Source organism: Pseudomonas sp. Pse1 (assembly GCF_024519635.1).
Taxonomy (GTDB): domain Bacteria; phylum Pseudomonadota; class Gammaproteobacteria; order Pseudomonadales; family Pseudomonadaceae; genus Aquipseudomonas.
The window spans coordinates 22,432-42,656 of sequence record NZ_JALJRO010000033.1 but is presented as its reverse complement, the minus strand read 5'-3'; the positions used below and the strand labels follow the sequence as shown (position 1 = coordinate 42,656).

Here is a 20,225-nt window from a genome sequence, read left to right as displayed (position 1 = left end):
GCATCGGCATCGGCATCGGCATCGGCATCGGCATCGGCATCGGCGTCAGCATCCGCATCCGCATCCGCATCGGCGTCGGCATCGGCATCGGCATCAGCGTCGGCATCGGCATCGGCATCGGCATCAGCGTCAGCGTCAGCGTCAGCGTCAGCATCGGCATCGGCATCGGCATCGGCATCGGCATCAGCGTCAGCATCCGCGTCGGCATCAGCGTCGGCGTCCGCATCGGCATCGGCATCCGCATCCGCATCGGCATCGGCATCGGCGTCGGCGTCGGCGTCGGCGTCAGCGTCAGCATCCGCGTCAGCATCCGCATCCGTATCATCGATATCCGGCGCAGTGACTTCGCCTGGCGCGGAGACGTTGTTGGCGGTGTCGGTGAGGGTGACGGTCAGGATTTCGCCGTTGACCTGGGGAGTGGTCAGGACCACTTCGAAGGTGCCATCGGTGCCGACGGTGCCGGTACCAATGACGTTACCGTCAGCATCCTTGATGGTGACGGTGGTGTTGGGTTCGCCCTTGCCGGTGACGGTGGTGCCATCGGCACTGACCACCAGGTCTGTCGGGGCGTCGGGAGGGGAGAGGTCACGGCCATCGACGATGTTCGGCGCATTGACGTTGCCAGGCGGGGAGATGTTGCCTGCCGCGTCGGTCAGGGTCGTGGTCAGGGCCTCGGCGCGAGTCAGTGGCGCAATCAGGGTGACCTGGAAGGTGCCGTCGGCACCCACCGTACCGGTACCCACGACATCACCACCGGCATTCTTGATAGTGACGGTGGTGTTGGGTTCACCTTTACCGCTGACGGTGGCGCCATCGGCGCTGACGACCAGGTCGGTCGGCGCGGCCGGCGCCGTGGTGTCACCGGCGTTGAAGTCAGCCGGCAGCGACACGTTGCCCGCGGCATCGGCCAAGGTGGCGGTGAGGGGCTCGCCGTTGGTTTGCGGGGTGGTCAAGGCAACCTGGAAAGTGCCGTCGGCGCCCACCGTGCCGGTGCCAATCACATTGCCGTTGGCATCCTTGATGGTGACCGTGGTATTGGGCTCGCCTTTACCGCTGGCCGTGCTGCCATCGGTACTGACACTCAAATCAGTCGGGGCGGCCGGGGCGGTGGTGTCGCCGGCGTCGACGCTGGCCGGCGCCGACACGTTGCCCGCGGCATCGGTCAGGGTGGCGGTCAGGGTTTCGCCGTTGATTTGCGGGGTGGTCAGGGTGACTTGGAATGTGCCGTCGGCCCCCACTGTACCGGTGCCGATCACGTTGCCGTTGGCGTCCTTGATGGTGACCGTGGTGTTGGGTTCGCCTTTGCCGCTGACGGTGGTGCCATCGGCACTGACCGCCAAATCGGTCGGCGCAGCCGGGGCGGTGGTATCGCCGGCGGTAACCTCGCCTGGTGCAGACACGTTGCCCGATGGGTCGGTGAGGGTGACCGAGACGGTTTCACCATTGGTTTGCGCCGTGGTCAGCGCGACCTGGAAACTGCCGTCCGAGCCCACAGTGCCGACGCCGATCACTCGGCCGCCGGCATCCTTGACGGTTACAGTAGTGCCTGGCTCGCCCCGGCCACTGAGAACCGTACCGGTTGGATTGAACGCGAGACCGGTAGGTGCGTCCGGTGGAGTCGTGTCGGCACCACCGCCACCGCCTCCGCCACTACCGCCATGCCCGCCGAAGAAGATCGCAGCCGCACCGCCTACACCCAACAGGGTCAGCCCCCACGCCAGCCAATCCGGCGTGGTATTGCCGGCTGCGGTGGCGGCCATCAGGTCTTCGACGGAGCCGATTTCGCTCCAGCTGAAGCCTGAGTACGGGCTGGAATAACTGCCCAGCAGCAGGGTTCCGTCGCTGTCTTCCAGCACCAGCTGGTTGGCCGCACCATCACTGTCGACCACAAAGAAGTTCTGGACAGTGATCGTGCCGCCATTTTTGAGCGTGATAACCAGGTTTTTGCCCGACTGTTGCATCGACTGGATGCTGCCGGGGTTGATAGGCACTTTTACAACACTGGTTCCGGTCAGGGCGACGTTACCGAACGCTTGTTCGGTGGCCGCCCCCGTCGCCTTGTCGACTATTACAATATTCTTCATCGCACACCTGTTTTTGTATCAGCTAGTCGAACCCGATAACAAAAGCGAGTCGAACGCGTGCGCAGCCACTTAAAAAGAGGCCGAACGCTCGAATCAGCGAAAGTTATATAAAAGGATTAATCCAGAAGTTGTATTCAACCCACGCCAGAGCGCTCACTGCAGGCCGGGCATGGAACCTGGCGAACACTCGATAAGTTGAACTTGAACAGGAGCGCTGTAACGTCAGCCTGCAGTGTCAAACCTGGCTGCCAGCGCTTGCGGAGGGGTTTGATCACCGTAGACGCTCCCTGTCTTTTGACCCGTTTACTGGGGATTCGCACCCTGTCTCCGGACCTGTCGAACAGGCCTGGAAAAGAGGCAAGAAGTAAGCGTCAGACCGTCGCGGCAGAACATTTCTACCCCACTAATGACGGCTCGCTTGAGGGGATACTAGCGAGCATAAAGTTGGCGTCAAAGAAAAAAGTTCAATCCGTTAATACCCACACTACCGCCACGGCAAAACAGATTAAACACAGGTGATTGCGCTATTTAAATCAAAAATAACTGGATGGTAATTTCATTATCATAAAATGCTAACCCAGCGCTTGGGGATGTTCGATTAATGATCAAAACATGCCAAAAGTATTAAGCAGTTAGGCCTTGTTACATTCTGTAATACTTTTTTCTTGAGCCACGGTAAAAAGGGCAGCAACGACGCTGGTTTTGCGCTCCCACGAAAAATTTTCTGCCACCCGGGAACGAAACCCCTTCGCCGCCAGACAACAGTACGACGCCTTCAGGGAGCGCTGACAGACCTGTTTCGACAGGTCTACTATCTTGCGACCCCATCCTCGGGGCTTAAACGGAAAACGCGCGGGGCCATCCCCTGCAAGGAGTCGCAAAACCATGAAGGTACTGTCGTTGTTCGGTACTCGCCCGGAAGGTATCAAGATGGCACCGCTGGTCCACGGTTTGGCCGGGGCTGAAGGCATTGAAAGCATCGTCTGCACCACCGGGCAGCACCGGCACATGCTCGATCAGGTGCTGCAGTTGTTCGAGATCCAGGCGCACCACGATCTTGACGTCATGGTTCCCGGGCAAACCCTCAACGGCCTGTTTGCGCGCCTGATGACGCGGGTCGATGCCCTGCTCGAAGAGGTCCGCCCCGATTGTGTGCTGGTGCATGGCGATACCTCGACAGCAACCGCCTGCAGCTTGGCGGCATTTCATCGGCGTATCCCGATCGGTCACGTCGAGGCGGGCCTGCGTACCGGCGACCTGACCCAACCCTTCCCCGAGGAAATGAACCGGCGAGTGGTCGATGTGATGGGTAAATGGCTGTTCGCCCCAACCGTCACCTCCCGTGAAAATCTGCTCAAGGAAAACCTCGAAGGGCGTATTTATGTCACGGGCAATACGGTCATCGATGCGCTGGACCTGACACTGCGCAAGTTCGAACACAATCCGCAGATGGACGCCGAACTGGCGGCACGCTACGACTGGGTCGACCCGTCACAGCGACTGGTGCTAGTGACCGGTCACCGCCGCGAAAACTTCGGCGATGGCTTCAAACAGATCTGCACGGCGCTGGCGAAAATCGCCCAGCGCGACGATGTGCAGGTCGTCTATCCGGTGCATTTGAATCCGCAGGTGCGCGATGTGGTCATGGCGACCCTGTCCGGCTTGCCGAATATCCACCTGATCGAGCCACTGGATTACCTGGACTTCGTCTGGTTCATGCGCCGCGCCTACCTGATCCTCACCGACTCCGGTGGCGTCCAGGAAGAAGCGCCACACCTGGGCAAACCGGTGCTGGTGATGCGCGATACCACTGAGCGCCCGGAAGCGGTCAGTGCCGGAACAGTGACACTGGTGGGCACCCGGAGCGAGCGCATCGTCAGCGCCGTCCATGGGTTTCTCGACGATACCGAGCATTACCAGCAGGTCGCGCGCAGCGTTAACCCGTACGGCGATGGACACGCCAGCGGCCGCATTATTTCGGCCCTTACAGGCCGCCCATTTGACGAATTCGAGCCGCCTCTTCCGGCAAATCACTCAACCTTCGTCTAAACTAACAAGTCAAAATAACGTCGCGCCAAACCAAAGGCGCGTTAAAAAAAAGAAAACACATCAAAATATTGACACATGGCACTGCAACACTACACAGTGTGGCTGCCAATGCGGGGATGGATCCAATGCAGCCACATGGAAAAACAATGGCCACATTCCCTCCAGCACTGCCACTTATTGTTCGAGCTCATGCCAGCCCATTAGAGGTATGTGCCCCAGCCCGTATCCCGGCTGAGCACCGTCACTGAGCCCGTGTACATCGCCTGTCGCCTGCGCGGGGCCACGCCATTGGCCGTGGATCCGCGCAGGGCAGTCGAGACCTCTCACTTACAAGATGCGGCCGATACTACGCATGAATACTTTCTCGAATCGTAAGCAGTGCCTCACCCTCCTCAAACAGGTTGTGCTGGTCGCACCATTCGCGACCCCGCTGTTTGCCATGGCCTCGCCTGGCAGCGATGCGATCCGCACCCTGGCGCAGGACGACTGGGTACAACGCAGCGTGTCGCTGGCCGATATGGGCATCACCAATCCGGTGGTGCTGCAAGAAAGTGATAACCATCAATCCTTCTTCCTGCCGGTGCCCAAGGGCGTCGCGCTGGATGCCGCCTCGATCAACATTCAGGGCGATTTCATCAAGGGTGAAGAAGCCGCTGCCGCGTTGCGACTGTCCGTTGATAGCCGGCCGCTGTATGCCCAGCGCATCACCGAGCGCGAAGGCGACCTGGCCCGCGTCCTCCCGGTCGAGGCGCGTCGCCATGAGTCCGGTTTTGTCGACTTCACCGTCGATTGGAGCTCCCCCAGCGGCCAGACCCTGTGCGAACCGACGCGCCAGAGCAGCAACATCCTGACGCTCTCCCCGGACACCGCACTGACTTACCGCTATTCAATGCAGGGCCTGCACACCCTGGCCGATGCCTGGAGCACCCTGCCCGGCAAACCGGTGATCCTGATTGCCGCCGGCAAGCTTGAACAACAAAGCTTTGATAGCGCCTGGCGCCTGGGCGTGGCACTGGAACGCAACGCCAAGCGCGCTCAGGTCAGGGCGTTTCCGTCCGTGGGCGAAACCGTTGCGGTCGATGGTCTGAAGATCCCCTCCGCGCTGACCTCAGTCGCACCGTTCTCGGCCCTCGCCGGCAAGACCCAGCACAAGGTGGCCAACGCCGCCGAGCTGGGCGCATTGCTGGTGCTGGACGCCAGCGCGACCCGCGCCGATCTGGCCATTGCCGACACTGCGCTGGTGGGCCAGATCAACGCCGCGCTGGATGCTCTGCAAGATCAACTGAAAAACGACGAAGATGCTGTCAAGGCTGTGCAGGAATGGCGCAGCCGTCATGCCAGCGCCGCGCAGAAAGTTCCGGGCAGCCAACAGATCCAACTGGTCAGTCTCGGTCACCAGGCCGTGATTGCGGTGGCCGCCGATGCGGGCGCCAAGGCCGCCGGGGTGTTTGATTCGCACTGGCGCAATGTGCTGGTCTCCTCCGAAGCGACCATCAGCCAGGCCGGCGAGAGCGGCGATGCCAGTCAGCGTGAAATGCGCGTCAGCGCACTCGGTGGTTCAACCACCGCTTTCGATGTCGTCACGCGTGGCGAGTGGACGGCGGTATTCCCGCTGAGCGCTGTCGCTGTCCAGGGCCGCATGCCCGGCGAGCTGGTACTGGATGTCGCCGCCGCACCGGGCGCCTCCAGCACCCTGCCAGTCGCTTCGGTGCTGTGGAACGGCATCCTGCTCAATGCCAAGCAATTGTCCGCCGACGGCCAACCCGAACGCCTGACGGCCCGCGTCCCTGGCTATGCACTGGGCGTGACTAACAACCTGCAGGTGCGTTTCCAGCGCCAACCGGTCTCGCCGAACTGCGCCGAGATTCCGCAGGGTTATCCGGTCAACGTGCTGCCCACCAGCTACCTGCGCTCTTCGGATGCCGAGCCGGACGGGACCTTTGTCGGCCTGCTGCCACTGCTCGCCGGCAATGCTCAGGTGATTGTGCCGAAAACCGCCCTGGATAACCCGGCGGCCAATCTGCGCCAGATCATTCGCCTCGCCAGCGCCGCCTCGGTGTCGCCGGTCAACGCCGAGCTGACCCTGGCCGACAGCAGCCAGGTGTTCAAACCAACCAAGCCGTTCCTGTCGCTGGATGTGCCGGTCGACGGCGCCAAGCCGCTGATCGACGTCAAGGACCTGCAACGCCTGCGCGCCGGTGGTGATGAAAAGCGCCTGCTTGACCTGACCGGGCCGCAGCCGTTGAGCGCCGCCTCGGTGGTCGACTCGAACAACCAGCACGGCGTGATCTGGTACGCCCTGGGTGACCAGGTGCTGACTCCGCGCGCACCGTTCGTGTTCAACCAGGGCAATGCCGTGGTGTTGGGTGAGGAAGGACCGCTGACCTGGGTCGACAGCTCCAACCCGCAACTGAGCCAGTCGATGGGCCTGAGCGAGACGCCGTTCCACCAATGGCGCAAGTACCTGGCGTGGGTGTTGCCACTGTTTGCCGCTTCATTGCTGGTACTGCTGGTGCTGGGTGTTCTGGCCCGCCGCCAGAAAAAGAAACAAGGCTTGTAACGACCACGGGAACAGCACATGTCGTCGCTATATTTGCCGTACCTATTAGCGGACTACTATCACGTTCTCGAAATCGTGACCGTGATAGTCGGCGTGCTGATCATGCTCTCCAGCCTCGATGACCTGTTCATCGATGGCTGGTACTGGGCGCGCCAGACGTACCGCTCGCTCACGGTCAAGCACCGCTACAAGAAGCTGACCGCCGAGCAACTGCGCGCCAAGCGCGAGCAGCCGCTGGCGATCATGATCCCGGCCTGGCTCGAATACGACGTGATCGCGCCGATGCTCGAGAACATGGTGGGTTCGCTCGAGTACAAGAACTACTACATCTTCGTCGGCACCTACTGCAACGACGCGCGCACCATCGAAGAGGTGGAGCGCATGCGTCGGCGCTATAAACAGCTGATCCGCGTCGAAGTCCCCCACGACGGCCCGACCTGCAAGGCCGACTGCCTGAACTGGATCATCCAGGCGATCTTCGCCCAGGACCTGCGCCAGCCGGAGCCGTTTGCCGGGGTCATCCTGCATGACAGCGAAGACGTCCTGCATCACCTGGAACTGCACTACTTCAATTACCTGCTGCCACGTATCGACTTCATCCAACTGCCGGTAACGTCCCTGGAACGGGAGTGGTACGAGCTGGTGGCGGGCACCTACATGGACGAGTTTGCCGAGTGGCACACCAAGGACCTGGTGGTGCGTGAAAGCATGTCGAAGATGGTGCCGTCGGCCGGTGTCGGCACCTGTTTCTCGCGCCGAGCCCTGCTTCAGCTCTCGGCCGAAACCGATAATCAGCCGTTCAACACCGACACCCTCACCGAGGACTACGACATCGGTGCGCGCCTCGCCCGGCGCGGCATGAAGCAGATTTTCGGCAAATTCCCGGTGGACTACATCGCCAAGCGCACCAAGTGGTTTGGCCATGGTGCGGTGGATATGGTCGCGGTGCACATGCCGTTGGGCGTGCGTGAGTATTTCCCCGACACCTTCCGCACCGCCTATCGGCAGAAAGCCCGCTGGACCCTGGGCATTGGCCTGCAAGGCTGGAGTCAGGTGGGCTGGGAAGGTTCGCTGGCCACCAAGTACCTGCTGTATCGTGACCGCAAGGGCTTGATCACCTCGTTCGTGGCGATCGTCGCCTATGTCCTGCTGGCCCAGCACCTGCTGTTCATGCTGATGACCTCGATGGGCTGGTGGACCACTTATTTCCCTTCAGTGTTCACCCCCCACAGCGGCCTGCTGCAGTTGATGTGGGCGAACGGCATCCTATTGAGCATGCGGGTGTTCCAGCGTGGCTACTTTGTCGGCCGGCTGTACGGCTGGGAGCACGCGATTCTCTCGGCGCCACGGATGATCATCGGCAACTTCATCAACGCCATGGCCGCCGCACGGGCTTGGCGCCTGTACCTGGGCCACCTGTTCCTCGGCAAGCCGCTGGTCTGGGACAAGACCATGCACGACTTCCCGTCCTCCGATCAGCTCGTTCAACAGCGCCTGCGCCTGGGTGACCTGCTGATGTCGTGGCGGGCGATCGACCAGGAGTCGCTGACCAAGGCCCTGGAGGCCCAGGCCACCGAACACAAGCCACTGGGGCAGATTTTGCTGGAGCACGGGTACCTCGACCAGGCCACCCTGAGCGAAGCGATCTCCTTCCAGAACGACACGGGCGAACCACTCGCCGCGCCTCCCGACGAACCACGATCAACCGAGCTGCCATGATTCCGACTTCGCGCTTACTTGTGCTCACAGCAGCGCTGTTTTGCGGCGCATCCTTCCTGTCGTTGCCAGCGTCGGCTGCCGCCTATGAGGCGCCTTTGGAGGGCGAGGCCTGGCAGCAGGCCGATCTGGCTTACAAGAGTTACCAGGCCGGCCGCTATCGCGACGCGCTCGAGCAAGTCAACGCGGCGCTGAAGCTGCGTCCGGATGTGGTACGGCTGAATCTGTTGCAGGTCTACACCCTGCAAAAACTTGGACGCACGACCCAGGCACGCCAGGCAGCCCAGGCGGCAATCAAACGCGGGGTGGATGATCCTGCCTTGCGCGCCACGGTGAAAAATCTCCAGCCGCAAGGCGCCGCTGCGCCAGGTAAAGGCCCTTCCGCCGCCTACCAAAAGGGTTTCCCGCTGGCGACCAAAGGTTATGCCGCCTACAACGCCGGCGACATGCCAGGCGCTGCCAGCTATGGTGAGCAAGCCTTCCGCGCCGACCCGACTCAAGGGCCGTGGGCCTTGCTTTGGCTCGACGCCCTGGAGGCTCAGGAAAAATGGTCGGAAGGGGTCGCTGCGGCCAACCAGGCCATCGCCTTGAAGCCACCGAACCTCAGCGACCTTGAAGCGCGTCGGGCCATGCTGCAACGGCGCATGGCCGTGCTGCCGACCCAACAGGCGTACAAGGCGCTGATCGAACATAATCCGGCTGAAGCTGCCAGACTGGCCCGGGTGGCTGTTGACCTCGCCCCGGATGTTGCCAGCCAACGCTTGCTGTTGGTCACCGCCCTGCTGCAGAACAAACAGCCGGCCGCCGCCGAACAGGCCGCCACTGAAGCCCTGCAGGAGAACGACGAAAACACCGTCATGCTGGTCATGCGTGCCTACCTGCGCCAGTTGCAGGGCAACGCCGACGCAGCCAAAGGCGATTTCGACGAGGCCCTGGCTCAGGACTGGCTCGACGATGACCAACGGCGCAACGTGCGCCTGATTGCCATCGACGGCGCCCTGGCCTCGGGCGACACGGCCCGCGCCGATCAGTTGCTCAGCCAACTGGACGCCAGCGACGAAGCGACCATCAAGCGCCGCAAAGCCCTGGATGAAGCAAAAAAGCCACCGGCCAAACTGACCACCGCGCTCTATCCGGCGCCGGCCCAATCCTGCCAGGACACGCCCTACGGCACCCAGTGCGAGCTGTTGCCCTCCGACCAGGTCACCGGTCCCGGCGGCCCCGCCACTGCGGCCTATGCCGCCTATGGTCGGCAGGACTATCAGGAAGCGATCACCCAGGCGCGCCTGGCCGTTGAACAGGCACCGGACAATCCGGACTACCAGCGCCTGCTGACCACCGCCCTGGCATCGGGCAACCCTGCCCAGGTCGCCGAAGCCGACCAACGCTTGTCCCGTGCACTGGCGGTCACGCCCAACGATGCCGACCTGCTGATCCAGCGCGGCTACGTGCGCCAACGCAATCGCCAGCCCGACCTGGCGTTGCAGGACTACCGCGCCGCCGAGGCGACGGGCAAGGCGCCACCGAGCGTTATCCTCAATCAGGCCTACGCCCAGTCAGCCATGGGCGACAACCCGGGGGCGGTCAAACAACTGAAGAAAGCCATCGACCTGGCCGATGCCAACAAGCTGGAGATGGACGACGAGCAGCGCTACAACACCCGCAGCGCGATTTCCGGACTGGACCGCGAATGGGGCGCGACCGTTTCGCTCGGCTATCGCGGCGCGCAACCGACTACTAACAGCAGCGGCGCCGGCCTGAGCACGGCGGGCGACTCGCTGTTCAGTACCGCCGAGCTGTACTGGCGGCCAACCCAGTTCAATGATCAGAACGGCATCCTCGAGGTCTACGGGCGACTGACCAACACCCTGTATGACGAAGGCAGCCAATTCGAATCCAACCAGTTCGTCGACCCCTGCAGCGGCAACACCATCAACAACATCGACAGCAACGATCGCAGCAACGGCACCAGCAGCACCACCGGCTTCCCCAGCACCATCGGCTCGCTGGGGGTGCGCTACATGCTCTCGGACACCGGCTTTACGTTTGGCCTGGAGCGACGCTTCTTCCTCGGCTCGGCGACCCGTGAAGGAACGGTCTATCCATCCAAGCGTGGCGATCAATGCGCGATCCAGAATGCAGTCCTTGACGCCAACCGGACCAACAATCCGGCGATCAACGGCATGCTCACCCGTTATCAACTCGACAGCGATGCGGGGGGCTGGCTGTCGTACATCACCTACGGTTTCTACAAGGGCACCGAGCTGCGCATGAATGAATCAAACTGGTTCACCATGGATGGCTACGCCCAGCTCGGTTACAGCTGGGAAGACAACGATGCGACCTTCACCGCGTATGACGTCGACACCAACGGCAGCCGCACCCGGCAACTGGCCAAGACCGACGGCCAGCTCAAGCGCCAGCAAGTGTTTGCCAGCAGTGAACTGCGTGTTGGCCGCAGCCTGAAATTCGATGCTCTGGGGCCGAACGTGGTGATCTTTCCGCACGTGGTCACCGCGGCGGACTGGATCTGGCAGAAAGACAAGGCCACCGGCCTGGATTTCGGCAATAACCCGCTGATCGACTTGAGCAACGTCAGCCAGGACTGGTCGCTGACCAACGATGCGACCTCCTGGTCGCTGGGGGTCGGCCCTGGTATCGCCGCGCGCTACTGGTTTCGCGAAGACCATTACCACGCGCCGCGCTCGTCCGTCAGTTGGTCGATGCAGTACCGCTACCCGATTGGCGGCGGTGCCACCGAGCGCGCCAAGGGCCTGTTCATGAACCTGATTTTTTCCTATTGAGACCCGTAGTCACAAGGATCTTTGCCATGTCTTTTTCACGATTGGTCGCGCACAACTTCAAGCAACTGACCACGCCTGTAATCGGCGCCACACTGATGCTGTGCATGGGCGCGGCGCAGGCTGATGACTCCTCGATGGTGATTCGCGGCAAGGACGGCTGGCTATTCCCCGGTTGGGGCAGTCTGACGACCGTCGACACCAAAAGCATCGACAGCAACACCGCCTTGATCAAAGACACCCGCGACGCCCTGCAAGCGCGCGGGGTGAAACTCATCGTGCTGATGCTGCCGGACAAGACCCTGTTCTATCAGGACAAGCTGCCGGCCGACAAAGCCCTCAGCCCGCAGGTCAAGGAGCGCTACCAGGCGATTCTCGGCAAGCTCAAGCAGGCCGGCATCCCGACCTTCGACGACGCTGCCGTGCTGGCTCAGGTCAAAAGCGCTGGCAAGGACGTGTTCTACCGTACCGACCAGCACTGGGCGCAGCCGGCCGCCGACGCTACCGCCGTGGCCACCGCCGCGCTGATCAAGCAGGTCGAGCCGAACCTCAAGGGCAACGCCGGCTCCGGCATGCAGTTGGGTAAAGAGTTCAATGAGCGGCGTTTCGGCGACTTGGCCGAACGCTTCCTGACCGAAGACCAACGCAAGGCCACCGGCCGCGAAACCTTCGTGGTACGCCGCCAGGACACCAGCGGCAGCCTGCTCGACTCCGCCCCGGCACCGGTGCACGTGACCGGCCACAGCATGGTGCAGCCGTACTTCGGCTTCCCGCAGAAATTGTCCAACGTCCTCGACCGTCCGGTTTCGGTGAACTGGAAGCCGGGCAACATCGGCCACTGGGTGATGCTGCTGGAATACCTGGAGTCCGCCGACTTCAAGAAAAACCCGCCGCAGGTGCTGGTCTGGCAGATGTTTGAGCCCAGCTACTCCTATGGCCCGCAAGCCACCGGTTTCTGGGACAACGCTTCGATCATGAGCGACAGCGCCTGGCGCCAGCGTATGCAAAAAGCCCTGGGACGTTGATCGATGGCGACTGAGCAAACCCCGGTCTCGCACCGCATGAGCGCCAGCGCGATCATTGCTTTGCTGGTGATCGGCCAGGCCGTGGGCATCTGGATGCTCGCCCAGGCCAAGCTGGAGCCCGGGCAACTAAAGCCGGCGGCCTGGGTCGATGGAACAGCCGGGCAGGTGCTGGGGCATGTGATGAAGTTGCCGCTGCAGGACGAGGCCGACACCATCACCTCGGCGGTGCGCTATCGCTTCTTCGGCGACCTTGGCGCGCAAGTCGTCCAGGGTTGCCCAAGCTGGCTGTTCTACCGCGACGGCCTGCGCCCGCAACCCGGGGTGCACGACGCCTATGACGGGCGGGTGCGATTGATGAATCACTGGGTCGGCGACCTGCGCAAGCAGGGCTTGCAGGTGCTGGTAGTGACCGTGCCGGACAAGTCGCGAATCCAGACTGAAGGCCTGTGCGGTTTGCAACAGAGCGCACTGATGCAAGCGCGCCTGCAGCTCTGGCAAAGTCGCCTGGAGCGCGATGGCGTGCCCTACACCGATCTCTACCCGGCGCTGGCCCAAGGCAGCGAACCGCGTTTCTTCCATACCGATGTGCACATGACCGCCACCGGCGCCCAAGCTGCTGCCGAGGTGGTCGGCAATCGCGCCTTGGCGCTGCTGGGCAGTAAGGGCAACCAGACCTTCACCGTCTCGCCTCTCGGCGCAACCGAGCCGCGCATGGGCGACCTGATCACCCTGGCCGGCCTGGAAAAAGCCGAGCCGGCCTGGCGTCCGCCGCTGGACGTAGTGCAACCGGTGACCATCGAGCCAGTGCGCAGTGGCGGCCTGCTGGATGAAACGCCGCCGGTGGAAGTGCTGCTGGCCGGTAGCTCGAATGGCCGGCGCAGTGAATTTGCCGAACGCCTGGGAATCACCCTGGGTCGCCAGGTATGGAACCAGAGCATGGACGGCGGTCAGTTCTCCGGCGCCTTGCTCGCCGCCCTGAAGAAACGCGACAAGTGGCCCGCCAGCCTCAAGTTGGTGATTTGGGAGTTCTCCGAGATGGCCCTGTCCCTGCCGCTGACAGCCGACGAACGTGCCGTACTGGCCACCTTGCCCGCGCAGGACGACCATGCTCTTTAATTCTTATCTGTTCCTCTTCCTGTTCTTGCCGGTGACACTCGCGGCCCACTACCTGTTCGCCTCGATCAGCCCGCGGCTGGCGGCTGTATGGCTGTGCATCACCTCGCTGGTGTTCTACGGCTGGTGGAACCCGCAATTCGTGATGCTGCTGGTCGGCTCGATTGCGTTCAACTACGCCGTCAGCCAGGTGATCCTCAGCACCAGCCATCGGCCGCGCCTGCAACTGGCGGTGGCGACGTTCGGGGTGGCGGCGGACATCGCCCTGCTGATCCACTACAAGTACTTTGTCACCCTGATGAATTTCGCCCATGACTGGGGCTTTGGCAGCGGCCGACTCGACGACATCATCCTGCCGCTGGGGATTTCGTTCTTCACCTTTACCCAGATCGGCTTCCTCCTCGACTGCCGCGCCGGCATCGTCAAGGAGCGCAGCCTGCTCAGCTATGTGCTGTTCGTGACCTTCTTCCCGCACCTGATCGCCGGCCCGATCCTGCATCACAAGGAAATGATGCCGCAGTTCGCCAAGCGCGAGACCTACCGTTTCAACTTCGAAAACCTCAGCGTCGGCGGCATGCTGTTCGTTATCGGCCTAGCTAAAAAAGTGCTGCTGGCCGACCCCATCGCTCCCTTCGCCGATGCCGGCTTCGCCCAGCCGGGTGAGCTGCAATTCTGGACGGCCTGGGGCACCGGGCTGGCCTATGCGCTGCAACTGTACTTCGACTTCTCCGGCTACTCGGACATGGCCCTGGGCCTGGCGAAAATGTTCGGCATCCGCTTCCCGCTGAACTTCAACTCGCCGTACAAGGCCAGCAGCATCATCGAGTTCTGGGCACGCTGGCACATGACCCTGACGCGCTATTTGACGGCCTATCTCTACTATCCGGTGGCGATGGCGGTTTCCAACTACCGCACCCGGCACAACATGCCGGTGGGCACCAAGGGCGTGTCGACCCTCGGTGGATTCGCCGCCACCATCATCCTGCCAACCGCCTTCACCATGGGCCTGGCCGGCATCTGGCACGGCGCCGGTCTGCAGTTCTTCATCTTCGGCCTGCTGCATGCCGGCTACCTGTCGATCAACCATGCCTGGCGGATTTTTGTGGTCGGTCGCACACCCGCCGCCGCACGCAAGGACAACTGGCTCAAGGAAGCCGGCTATGTGCTGCTGACCTTTGCCGTGGTGATCATCGCCCAGGCGTTCTTCCGTGCCGCTGATACCTCTGATGCGGTGCGCCTGGTGGAAGGGATGCTGGGATTGCGGGGGTTCGACAGCCTGCCGAACGTGGTGTATCCGGCAGGTATTGCCCTGGGCGACGCGTGGCGGATGTTCATGGGCCGCCACCTTGAGATATTCCATATCCTGGCGCTGCTGGCCGTGGTCTGGTTCCTGCCCAATTCGCACCAGATCATGGGCAACTGGTCGCCCTCGCTGGCCAAGCCACAGCCGACCGGCCCGGCCTTCCTGCGCTGGGCGCCGAATGTTAAATGGCTGGTGATTCTGGCACTGCTGCTGTTCCTGTGCCTAATGAACCTGCACAAGGAAGCGCGCTTCCTGTATTTCCAATTCTGATGACTGATTAGTGGAGCATTACATCGTGAGCAAAACCAAAGAAGAACTCCTGGAGCCCCTGGGCAACATCGTCAAAGACGTCATCCTGACGGATGTCGCGCCTGATGATTTGCTGATCGAATCCGGACTGGTCGACTCGCTGACCGCCGTGGATATTGTGCTGGCCGTGCAGGCGGCTTATGGGTGCAAGATTCCCCCGACGGAAATCGAAGAACACTTGGAGTCCCTGAACGCCCTTGCTGCCTTCGTCGAGGAAAACCAGACAGCCTGACGCCCACATCCTTCTCTGCACACCCAGGGGGCTATATGCATTTTGATTTCGATCGCTGTGATTTCGTCGAGCAGGATCAGGCCACCGACGCGCTTGCCCTGAGCGATGCCCAACGCCAGATCAGTTGGGGCACCCTGCTGGAAGCCACCGACACCTGGCAGACCCGCGCCCTCGCGGCAGGCGTCCTGCCGGGCCACGCACTGGTGATCACCGGACACAAGGAGATCGAGTTCGTGGTCGCCATGCTTGGCTGCCTGCGCCTGGGAGTGACCTACGTGCCGGTCGACAGCATCAACCCGCCCGAGCGCCTGAAACTGATCACCGAGCGGGTCGCGGCGGCCAAGGTCTACAACGCCACCCTGAACAGCTTCGCCGAAGGCGCCGCGGTGACGACACCATTGGCGGAGCCGGGTATCGCCTACGTCATGTTCACCTCCGGCAGTACCGGCGAGCCCAAGGGCGTGCAGATCGGCCGCGACAGCGTGGCGCTGTTCGCCAGCTGGATCCGTGACTGCCTGGAGCTGAAGCCGCACCCGGCGTTCATGAACCAGATGCTGTTCAGCTTCGACTTTTCCCTGTTCGACCTGTGCGGCGCGCTGGCCCTGGGTGGCGCCTGCGTGCTCTGCCCACGGGAGACCATCGCCGACCCGGTGGCCTTCGTGCGCTACCTGGCCGACACCGGCGTGCAAGTCTGGGCCTCGACCCCGGCGTTCGTCCGCCAGCAGTTTCTCAACGACGATTTCAACCACGCGCATCTGCCGCAGTTGGGCGTGTTCGTGTTCGGTGCCGAGTCGCTGTCCCCGGCCATGGCCGAGCAGCTCTGGTCGCGCTTTCCCCATGCACGCATCATCAATTCCTATGGGCCGACCGAAGCGACCTGCTCGACCACCTGGGTGGAAATCAAGCGCCCGCTGGACGGCGCGCGCAACCCGCTGTCGATTGGCCGGGCCAAGCCCTATGCCGAAGTGTTCCTCGATGACGGGGAGATCTGCATCGCCGGCGATCACGTGATGCGCGGCTACCTCGGCCGCCCGGACCTGACTGCGAAGAGCCTGTTCCAGCACAAAGGCAAGCGCGCCTACCGCACCGGCGATATCGGCGAGATCGACGACCAGGGTCTGGTGTACTTCCATGGCCGCCGTGACGATCAGATCAAGCTCAACGGCTACCGCATCGAGCTCGGTGAAATCGATGCCGCCCTGTCCGGCCTGCCGGGCGTACACGCGGCCGCGACCATTGCCCTGCGCCGCCCCGATGGCAGCCTGGTGCGAATGATCGGCTTCGTCTCGACCCCGGAAACCCTCGAACCGGGAGTCATCGGCCCGCTGCCGGAACAACTGCACAACTGGAAAGAAGCACTGGGCGAACGCCTGCCGCACTACATGGTGCCCTCGGAACTGGTGGCCTGCGGACGCTTCCTCACCAACGTATCGGACAAGGTCGACCGCAAGCGCCTGGAAGCTCAATACCGGGAAACGCGCATGAAACCTACCAAGGAGAAACCATGAAACCCCGCGCTCTCATCCTGCTACTGGGCACCTGCCTGGCCGGCCCGTCTATGGCCGAAGGGGTCCTGGCCCAACTGTACGCACCACGTCCGGCACCGGGTTCGGCATTCGTGCGAGTGGTCAACCCGACGCCGGACACCCTCAAGGTGAAAATCAGCACCGGCACCGAGCAAGCCATCGGCCCTGCGCAACTGGCCAGTAGCTACGCAATTGTCAAAGGTGACGAGCCCTTCACCGTGACCATCAACGGTAAGTCGGTCGGTCAAATGACCGTGAAAAAAGACAGCTTCAACACCCTTGTCCAACAGGACGGCAAATTCCAGGTGCTGGATGACAGCGCCGGCAGCGATGACGCGATGAAAGCCGAATTGCGCTTCTACAATCTGGCCAGCGACTGTGCCAAAGGAAGCTTGTCGGTGGCCGACGGTGGCCCGCAACTGTTTGCCGACGTTGCGCCAAACAGCTCCAGCACACGCGCGATCAACCCGGTCAGTGCCTCGCTGACCGCCGGTTGCGGCAGCGCTGCGACAGAAAAACTGGCGTTACCGCAGCTGCGCGCCGGCGATCACTACAGCCTGTTCCTCACCGGCAGTGCCGCCAAACCAGTGTTGAAGGGCTTGCTCAGCAGCACCGAACCCGTCGCGAAATAGGCCCCGTCATGCGCAAGATATTCCGTGAAGACCATTTGATGTTTCGCGAGCAGGTCCAGCGCTTCATCGCCGAGCGCATCCTGCCGCGCTATGACGAGTGGGAAGCCGCCGGGGTGACCCCGCGTGAGCTGTGGCGTGAAGCCGGCGAGCAAGGCCTGCTCAACTCGGCCCTGCCCTCGCCGTATGGCGCCGAAGGTGACTTCGGGCATGCCGTGGTCGTGATCGAGGAATTGGCGCGGGCCAACTGCCTGGGGATCGGCTTCTCGATTCACTCGGACATGGTCTCGCCCTACCTGTGGAACCTGGGCACCCAGGCACAGAAAGATCGCTGGCTGCCGGCAATGGCCCGTGGCGAAGTGATCGGTGCCATCGCCATGACCGAGCCCGGCGCTGGCAGCGATCTCAAGGCCGTGCGTACCCGAGCGGTGCGTGATGGCGACGACTTCGTGCTCAGCGGGCAGAAGACCTTCATCACCAACGGCGTCAACGCCGGGCTGGTGATCGTCCTCGCCTGCACCGACCCCGACCTCGGCGCGCGCGGTTTGTCGCTGTTCTGTGTCGAGGAAGGCCTGCCCGGTTTCAGTAAGGGCCCGGCGATGCGCAAGATCGGCCAACATGCCCAGGACACCTGCGAGCTGTTCTTCGACGAAGTACGCCTGCCTGCCGATTGCCTGCTCGGCGAGCTGAACTCGGCCTTTACCTACATGAGCCACGAGCTGGCCCGCGAGCGCCTGGCGATTGCCCTGCGCGCGGCGGCCTCGACCGAAGGCATGCTGGAGCAGACCAAGGCCTACACCCGCGACCGCAAGGTGTTCGGCAAGCGAGTCATCGACTATCAGAACAGCCGCTTCGCCCTGGCCGACGCCAAGGCGCGCCTGACCATGCTGCGGGTGTTCCTCGACGACTGCGTGGCGAACCTGATGGAGGGCAACCTCGACCCGGTTGTCGCGGCCATGGCCAAGCTCAACGCCACCGAGATGCAGGGGCAGATTCTCGACGAGCTACTGCAACTGCATGGCGGTTATGGCTACAGCGCCGAGTACGGCATCGGTCGCGCCTGGTCGGATGCCCGGGCGCTGCGGATTTTCGGCGGAACCAGCGAAATCATGCGTGAGATCATCGGCCGCTCGCTCTGAACCTCAGGAGCGCGACTTGAGCCACTGCCGACGCAGGCTTTGCGCCTGGGGATCGTCGCCAGTGGCCCAGGGGTCGATGGCGAAAGCGACAACCCGCTCGGCACCGGTGCCCTGGGCCCACTTGAGTTGCCGGGCGACGCGGTGGTAGTCGGCGGAAACCGCCTTGAAGTCAGTGCCGTCGCCACGCTCCGACGGCAGTTGCTCGAACAGCTCGACAATGACATCGAACGCCACGTCGCGCCGGCGCAGGTAGGCCAGCAGCGGCTCGATGCCCTCGAGGTTTTTCCAGCCGGCCACCCCGACGCCGTCCTGCACCATGGGCCGCAACTGCGCCCGATCCAGCAGGCTTTGCCACAACTGCACCAAGCTGCCGTCGGTTTGCAGGGTGCTGAAATAGGTGGAAATCGCCGGCACACCATGGCCGGCGTTCTGCGATACCCCCGACAGCGCCATCAACCACTTGCCCAAACGCTCCTGACGGGCCGGCTCGGTCCAGTGGTACTGCTCGATTTCGTAAGGGATGTACCAGCCGGCGAATTGCGCGTGCTTCGACCACTGAGACTCGCGCATGTAGCGGCTCGCGGCCTGCAATGAGCTGCTGAAGAATTCGCTTTGGGCCTGCTCGTCGGTGGCCGACAGCGCCTGCCACCAGCCGTTGTCATAGGGCAGGCCGATACGCACCTTGATCCCCTGCTCGCCCGCCGCATCCATCAGCGCCTGCATCACCGGGTCGGGCAGCATCCAGTCCGGCTCGTCGCCGCCGAGCAGCCCCACCCATTGCAGCACCAACTCTTCACAGCCCAGATCGCCCATGGCCTTCATGCGGTTGTGCCAGTCCTTGGGACTGAGTTGAGCGTGACTTTTCCAGATCTGCAGGAAGCTCGCATCCATCCGCGGCTTGGGCGAACAACCCAGCATCGGGCCGAACAGGGCGAGCAGCGAGACACCGGTTGCCAGGCGCAAGAACTGCCGCCGACCTTGGCATGGATCGTTCAACGGAGTGGGCATTGAGTGCTCTTCGACAGTGTTTGCGTGTCTGGAGGGCTCATCATAGCGTCTATCGAGCGGTTATGATGGGGATTGCCCAATCGGCCCCCTCTTCCACCCACCAGGATTGGCCCCCGCCAATTGAGTGATTTTTGCACGGACGTTTTTTTGCGCTACTCATGGCATTGGCCCTGTTGGCCGGCTGTTCGACCACGCCGCCAAGGGACCAGGGCAACATCTGCAGCATCTACCGCCAGTACCCGGACTGGTATGAAGACACGCTGAAGATGGAGAAGGCCTGGGGCCTGCCGCCGCATGTGGCGATGGCGATCATCAAGCAGGAAAGCAGCTTCGTCGAAGACGCCCTGCCGCCACGCGACTATTTTTTGTGGGTGATTCCCTGGGGCCGGGTCAGCTCGGCGTATGGCTACGCCCAGGCGCAGGATCCGGTGTGGGGTGAGTACAAAAGCGCGACCGGCAACGGCGGCTCGCGGGACAATTTCGACGACGCGGTGATGTTCGTCGGCTGGTACGCCGCTGGCACGCAACGCCAGCTGGGTATTTCCAAGTGGGACACTTACAGCCAGTACCTGGCCTACCACGAGGGTCGCGGCGGGTTCAGTCGGCAGAGCTATCTGCAAAAACCCTGGCTGATCCAGGTCGCGCGAAAAGTCGAGCAACAGGCGAAAACCTACGGCTGGCAGCTCAAGCAATGCCGCTCCGAACTGGAGAGCAATCGCAGTTGGTGGTGA

Annotated in this window: 13 protein-coding genes and 1 pseudogene; 12 read left to right on the top strand and 2 right to left on the bottom strand. The window is 62.6% G+C overall.

The window, feature by feature from the left end; all coding sequences use genetic code 11:
* Positions 1-2,084, bottom strand: a 2,084-nt coding sequence (locus NR126_RS27490; protein ID WP_256832413.1) for an Ig-like domain-containing protein, incomplete at its 3' end; no start/stop codon positions are given.
* Between the two features lie 885 nt (positions 2,085-2,969).
* On the opposite strand from NR126_RS27490, the gene wecB reads away from it, so the two are divergent.
* From wecB to NR126_RS27435, 11 genes and pseudogenes are all read left to right on the top strand, one after another.
* Positions 2,970-4,133, top strand: coding sequence for a non-hydrolyzing UDP-N-acetylglucosamine 2-epimerase (gene wecB / locus NR126_RS27485; protein ID WP_027619414.1), 1,164 nt, complete (start codon positions 2,970-2,972; stop codon positions 4,131-4,133).
* 352 nt (positions 4,134-4,485) lie between these two features.
* The gene (locus NR126_RS27480) at positions 4,486-6,693 is read left to right on the top strand and encodes a hypothetical protein (protein ID WP_256832412.1); all 2,208 of its coding nucleotides are present in this window, start codon (positions 4,486-4,488) and stop codon (positions 6,691-6,693) included.
* An 18-nt stretch (positions 6,694-6,711) separates the two neighbouring features.
* Positions 6,712-8,355 (top strand): annotated as a pseudogene (locus NR126_RS27475) (glycosyl transferase family protein); the annotation flags it as partial.
* A gap of 53 nt (positions 8,356-8,408) precedes the next feature.
* Entirely contained in the window at positions 8,409-11,213 is a 2,805-nt protein-coding gene (locus NR126_RS27470) for a tetratricopeptide repeat protein (protein WP_256832411.1), read from the top strand.
* A 26-nt stretch (positions 11,214-11,239) separates the two neighbouring features.
* Positions 11,240-12,235 carry a twin-arginine translocation pathway signal gene (locus tag NR126_RS27465; protein WP_256832410.1) on the top strand — a complete coding sequence of 332 codons (996 nt, stop codon included), beginning with the start codon at positions 11,240-11,242 and terminating at the stop codon, positions 12,233-12,235.
* Positions 12,236-12,238: 3 nt separating this feature from the next.
* Positions 12,239-13,351 carry a hypothetical protein gene (locus tag NR126_RS27460; RefSeq protein WP_256832409.1) on the top strand — a complete coding sequence of 371 codons (1,113 nt, stop codon included), beginning with the start codon at positions 12,239-12,241 and terminating at the stop codon, positions 13,349-13,351.
* Positions 13,341-14,921 (top strand): MBOAT family protein, encoded by a 1,581-nt coding sequence (locus NR126_RS27455; protein ID WP_105755877.1) that lies wholly within the window; start codon positions 13,341-13,343, stop codon positions 14,919-14,921. The genes NR126_RS27460 and NR126_RS27455 overlap by 11 nt, the downstream gene beginning before the upstream one ends.
* Positions 14,922-14,946: 25 nt before the next feature.
* On the top strand, positions 14,947-15,192 hold the full coding sequence (locus tag NR126_RS27450) for an acyl carrier protein (RefSeq protein WP_105755888.1): 246 nt from the start codon (positions 14,947-14,949) through the stop codon (positions 15,190-15,192).
* Between the two features lie 35 nt (positions 15,193-15,227).
* Positions 15,228-16,700, top strand: a complete 1,473-nt coding sequence (locus NR126_RS27445; protein WP_256832408.1) for an AMP-binding protein — start codon at positions 15,228-15,230, stop codon at positions 16,698-16,700.
* Complete coding sequence (locus NR126_RS27440) at positions 16,697-17,350, top strand: alginate O-acetyltransferase AlgF (RefSeq protein ID WP_027619405.1); 654 nt, start codon at positions 16,697-16,699, stop codon at positions 17,348-17,350. Before NR126_RS27445 ends, NR126_RS27440 begins: the two co-directional genes overlap by 4 nt.
* Before the next feature lie 8 nt (positions 17,351-17,358).
* On the top strand, positions 17,359-18,486 hold the full coding sequence (locus tag NR126_RS27435; RefSeq protein WP_027619404.1) for an acyl-CoA dehydrogenase family protein: 1,128 nt from the start codon (positions 17,359-17,361) through the stop codon (positions 18,484-18,486).
* Between the two features lie 3 nt (positions 18,487-18,489).
* Here the strand turns inward: NR126_RS27435 and NR126_RS27430 are convergent, their stop codons facing one another.
* On the bottom strand, positions 18,490-19,494 hold the full coding sequence (locus tag NR126_RS27430; RefSeq protein ID WP_105755879.1) for a DUF4434 domain-containing protein: 1,005 nt from the start codon (positions 19,492-19,494) through the stop codon (positions 18,490-18,492).
* A gap of 158 nt (positions 19,495-19,652) precedes the next feature.
* Here NR126_RS27430 and NR126_RS27425 point away from each other — a divergent pair, with 158 nt between their 5' ends.
* The gene (locus NR126_RS27425) at positions 19,653-20,225 is read left to right on the top strand and encodes a hypothetical protein (RefSeq protein ID WP_027619402.1); all 573 of its coding nucleotides are present in this window, start codon (positions 19,653-19,655) and stop codon (positions 20,223-20,225) included.

Excerpts from the sequence above, each read along its gene's own strand:
- wecB (WP_027619414.1), top strand. The coding sequence starts at position 2,970 with ATGAAGGTACTGTCGTTGTTCGGTACTCGCCCGGAAGGTATCAAGATG.
- NR126_RS27480 (WP_256832412.1), top strand. The coding sequence starts at position 4,486 with ATGAATACTTTCTCGAATCGTAAGCAGTGCCTCACCCTCCTCAAACAG.
- NR126_RS27470 (WP_256832411.1), top strand. The coding sequence starts at position 8,409 with ATGATTCCGACTTCGCGCTTACTTGTGCTCACAGCAGCGCTGTTTTGC.
- NR126_RS27465 (WP_256832410.1), top strand. The coding sequence starts at position 11,240 with ATGTCTTTTTCACGATTGGTCGCGCACAACTTCAAGCAACTGACCACG.
- NR126_RS27460 (WP_256832409.1), top strand. The coding sequence starts at position 12,239 with ATGGCGACTGAGCAAACCCCGGTCTCGCACCGCATGAGCGCCAGCGCG.
- NR126_RS27455 (WP_105755877.1), top strand. The coding sequence starts at position 13,341 with ATGCTCTTTAATTCTTATCTGTTCCTCTTCCTGTTCTTGCCGGTGACA.
- NR126_RS27445 (WP_256832408.1), top strand. The coding sequence starts at position 15,228 with ATGCATTTTGATTTCGATCGCTGTGATTTCGTCGAGCAGGATCAGGCC.
- NR126_RS27440 (WP_027619405.1), top strand. The coding sequence starts at position 16,697 with ATGAAACCCCGCGCTCTCATCCTGCTACTGGGCACCTGCCTGGCCGGC.
- NR126_RS27435 (WP_027619404.1), top strand. The coding sequence starts at position 17,359 with ATGCGCAAGATATTCCGTGAAGACCATTTGATGTTTCGCGAGCAGGTC.
- NR126_RS27430 (WP_105755879.1), bottom strand. The coding sequence starts at position 19,494 with ATGCCCACTCCGTTGAACGATCCATGCCAAGGTCGGCGGCAGTTCTTG.
- NR126_RS27425 (WP_027619402.1), top strand. The coding sequence starts at position 19,653 with ATGGCATTGGCCCTGTTGGCCGGCTGTTCGACCACGCCGCCAAGGGAC.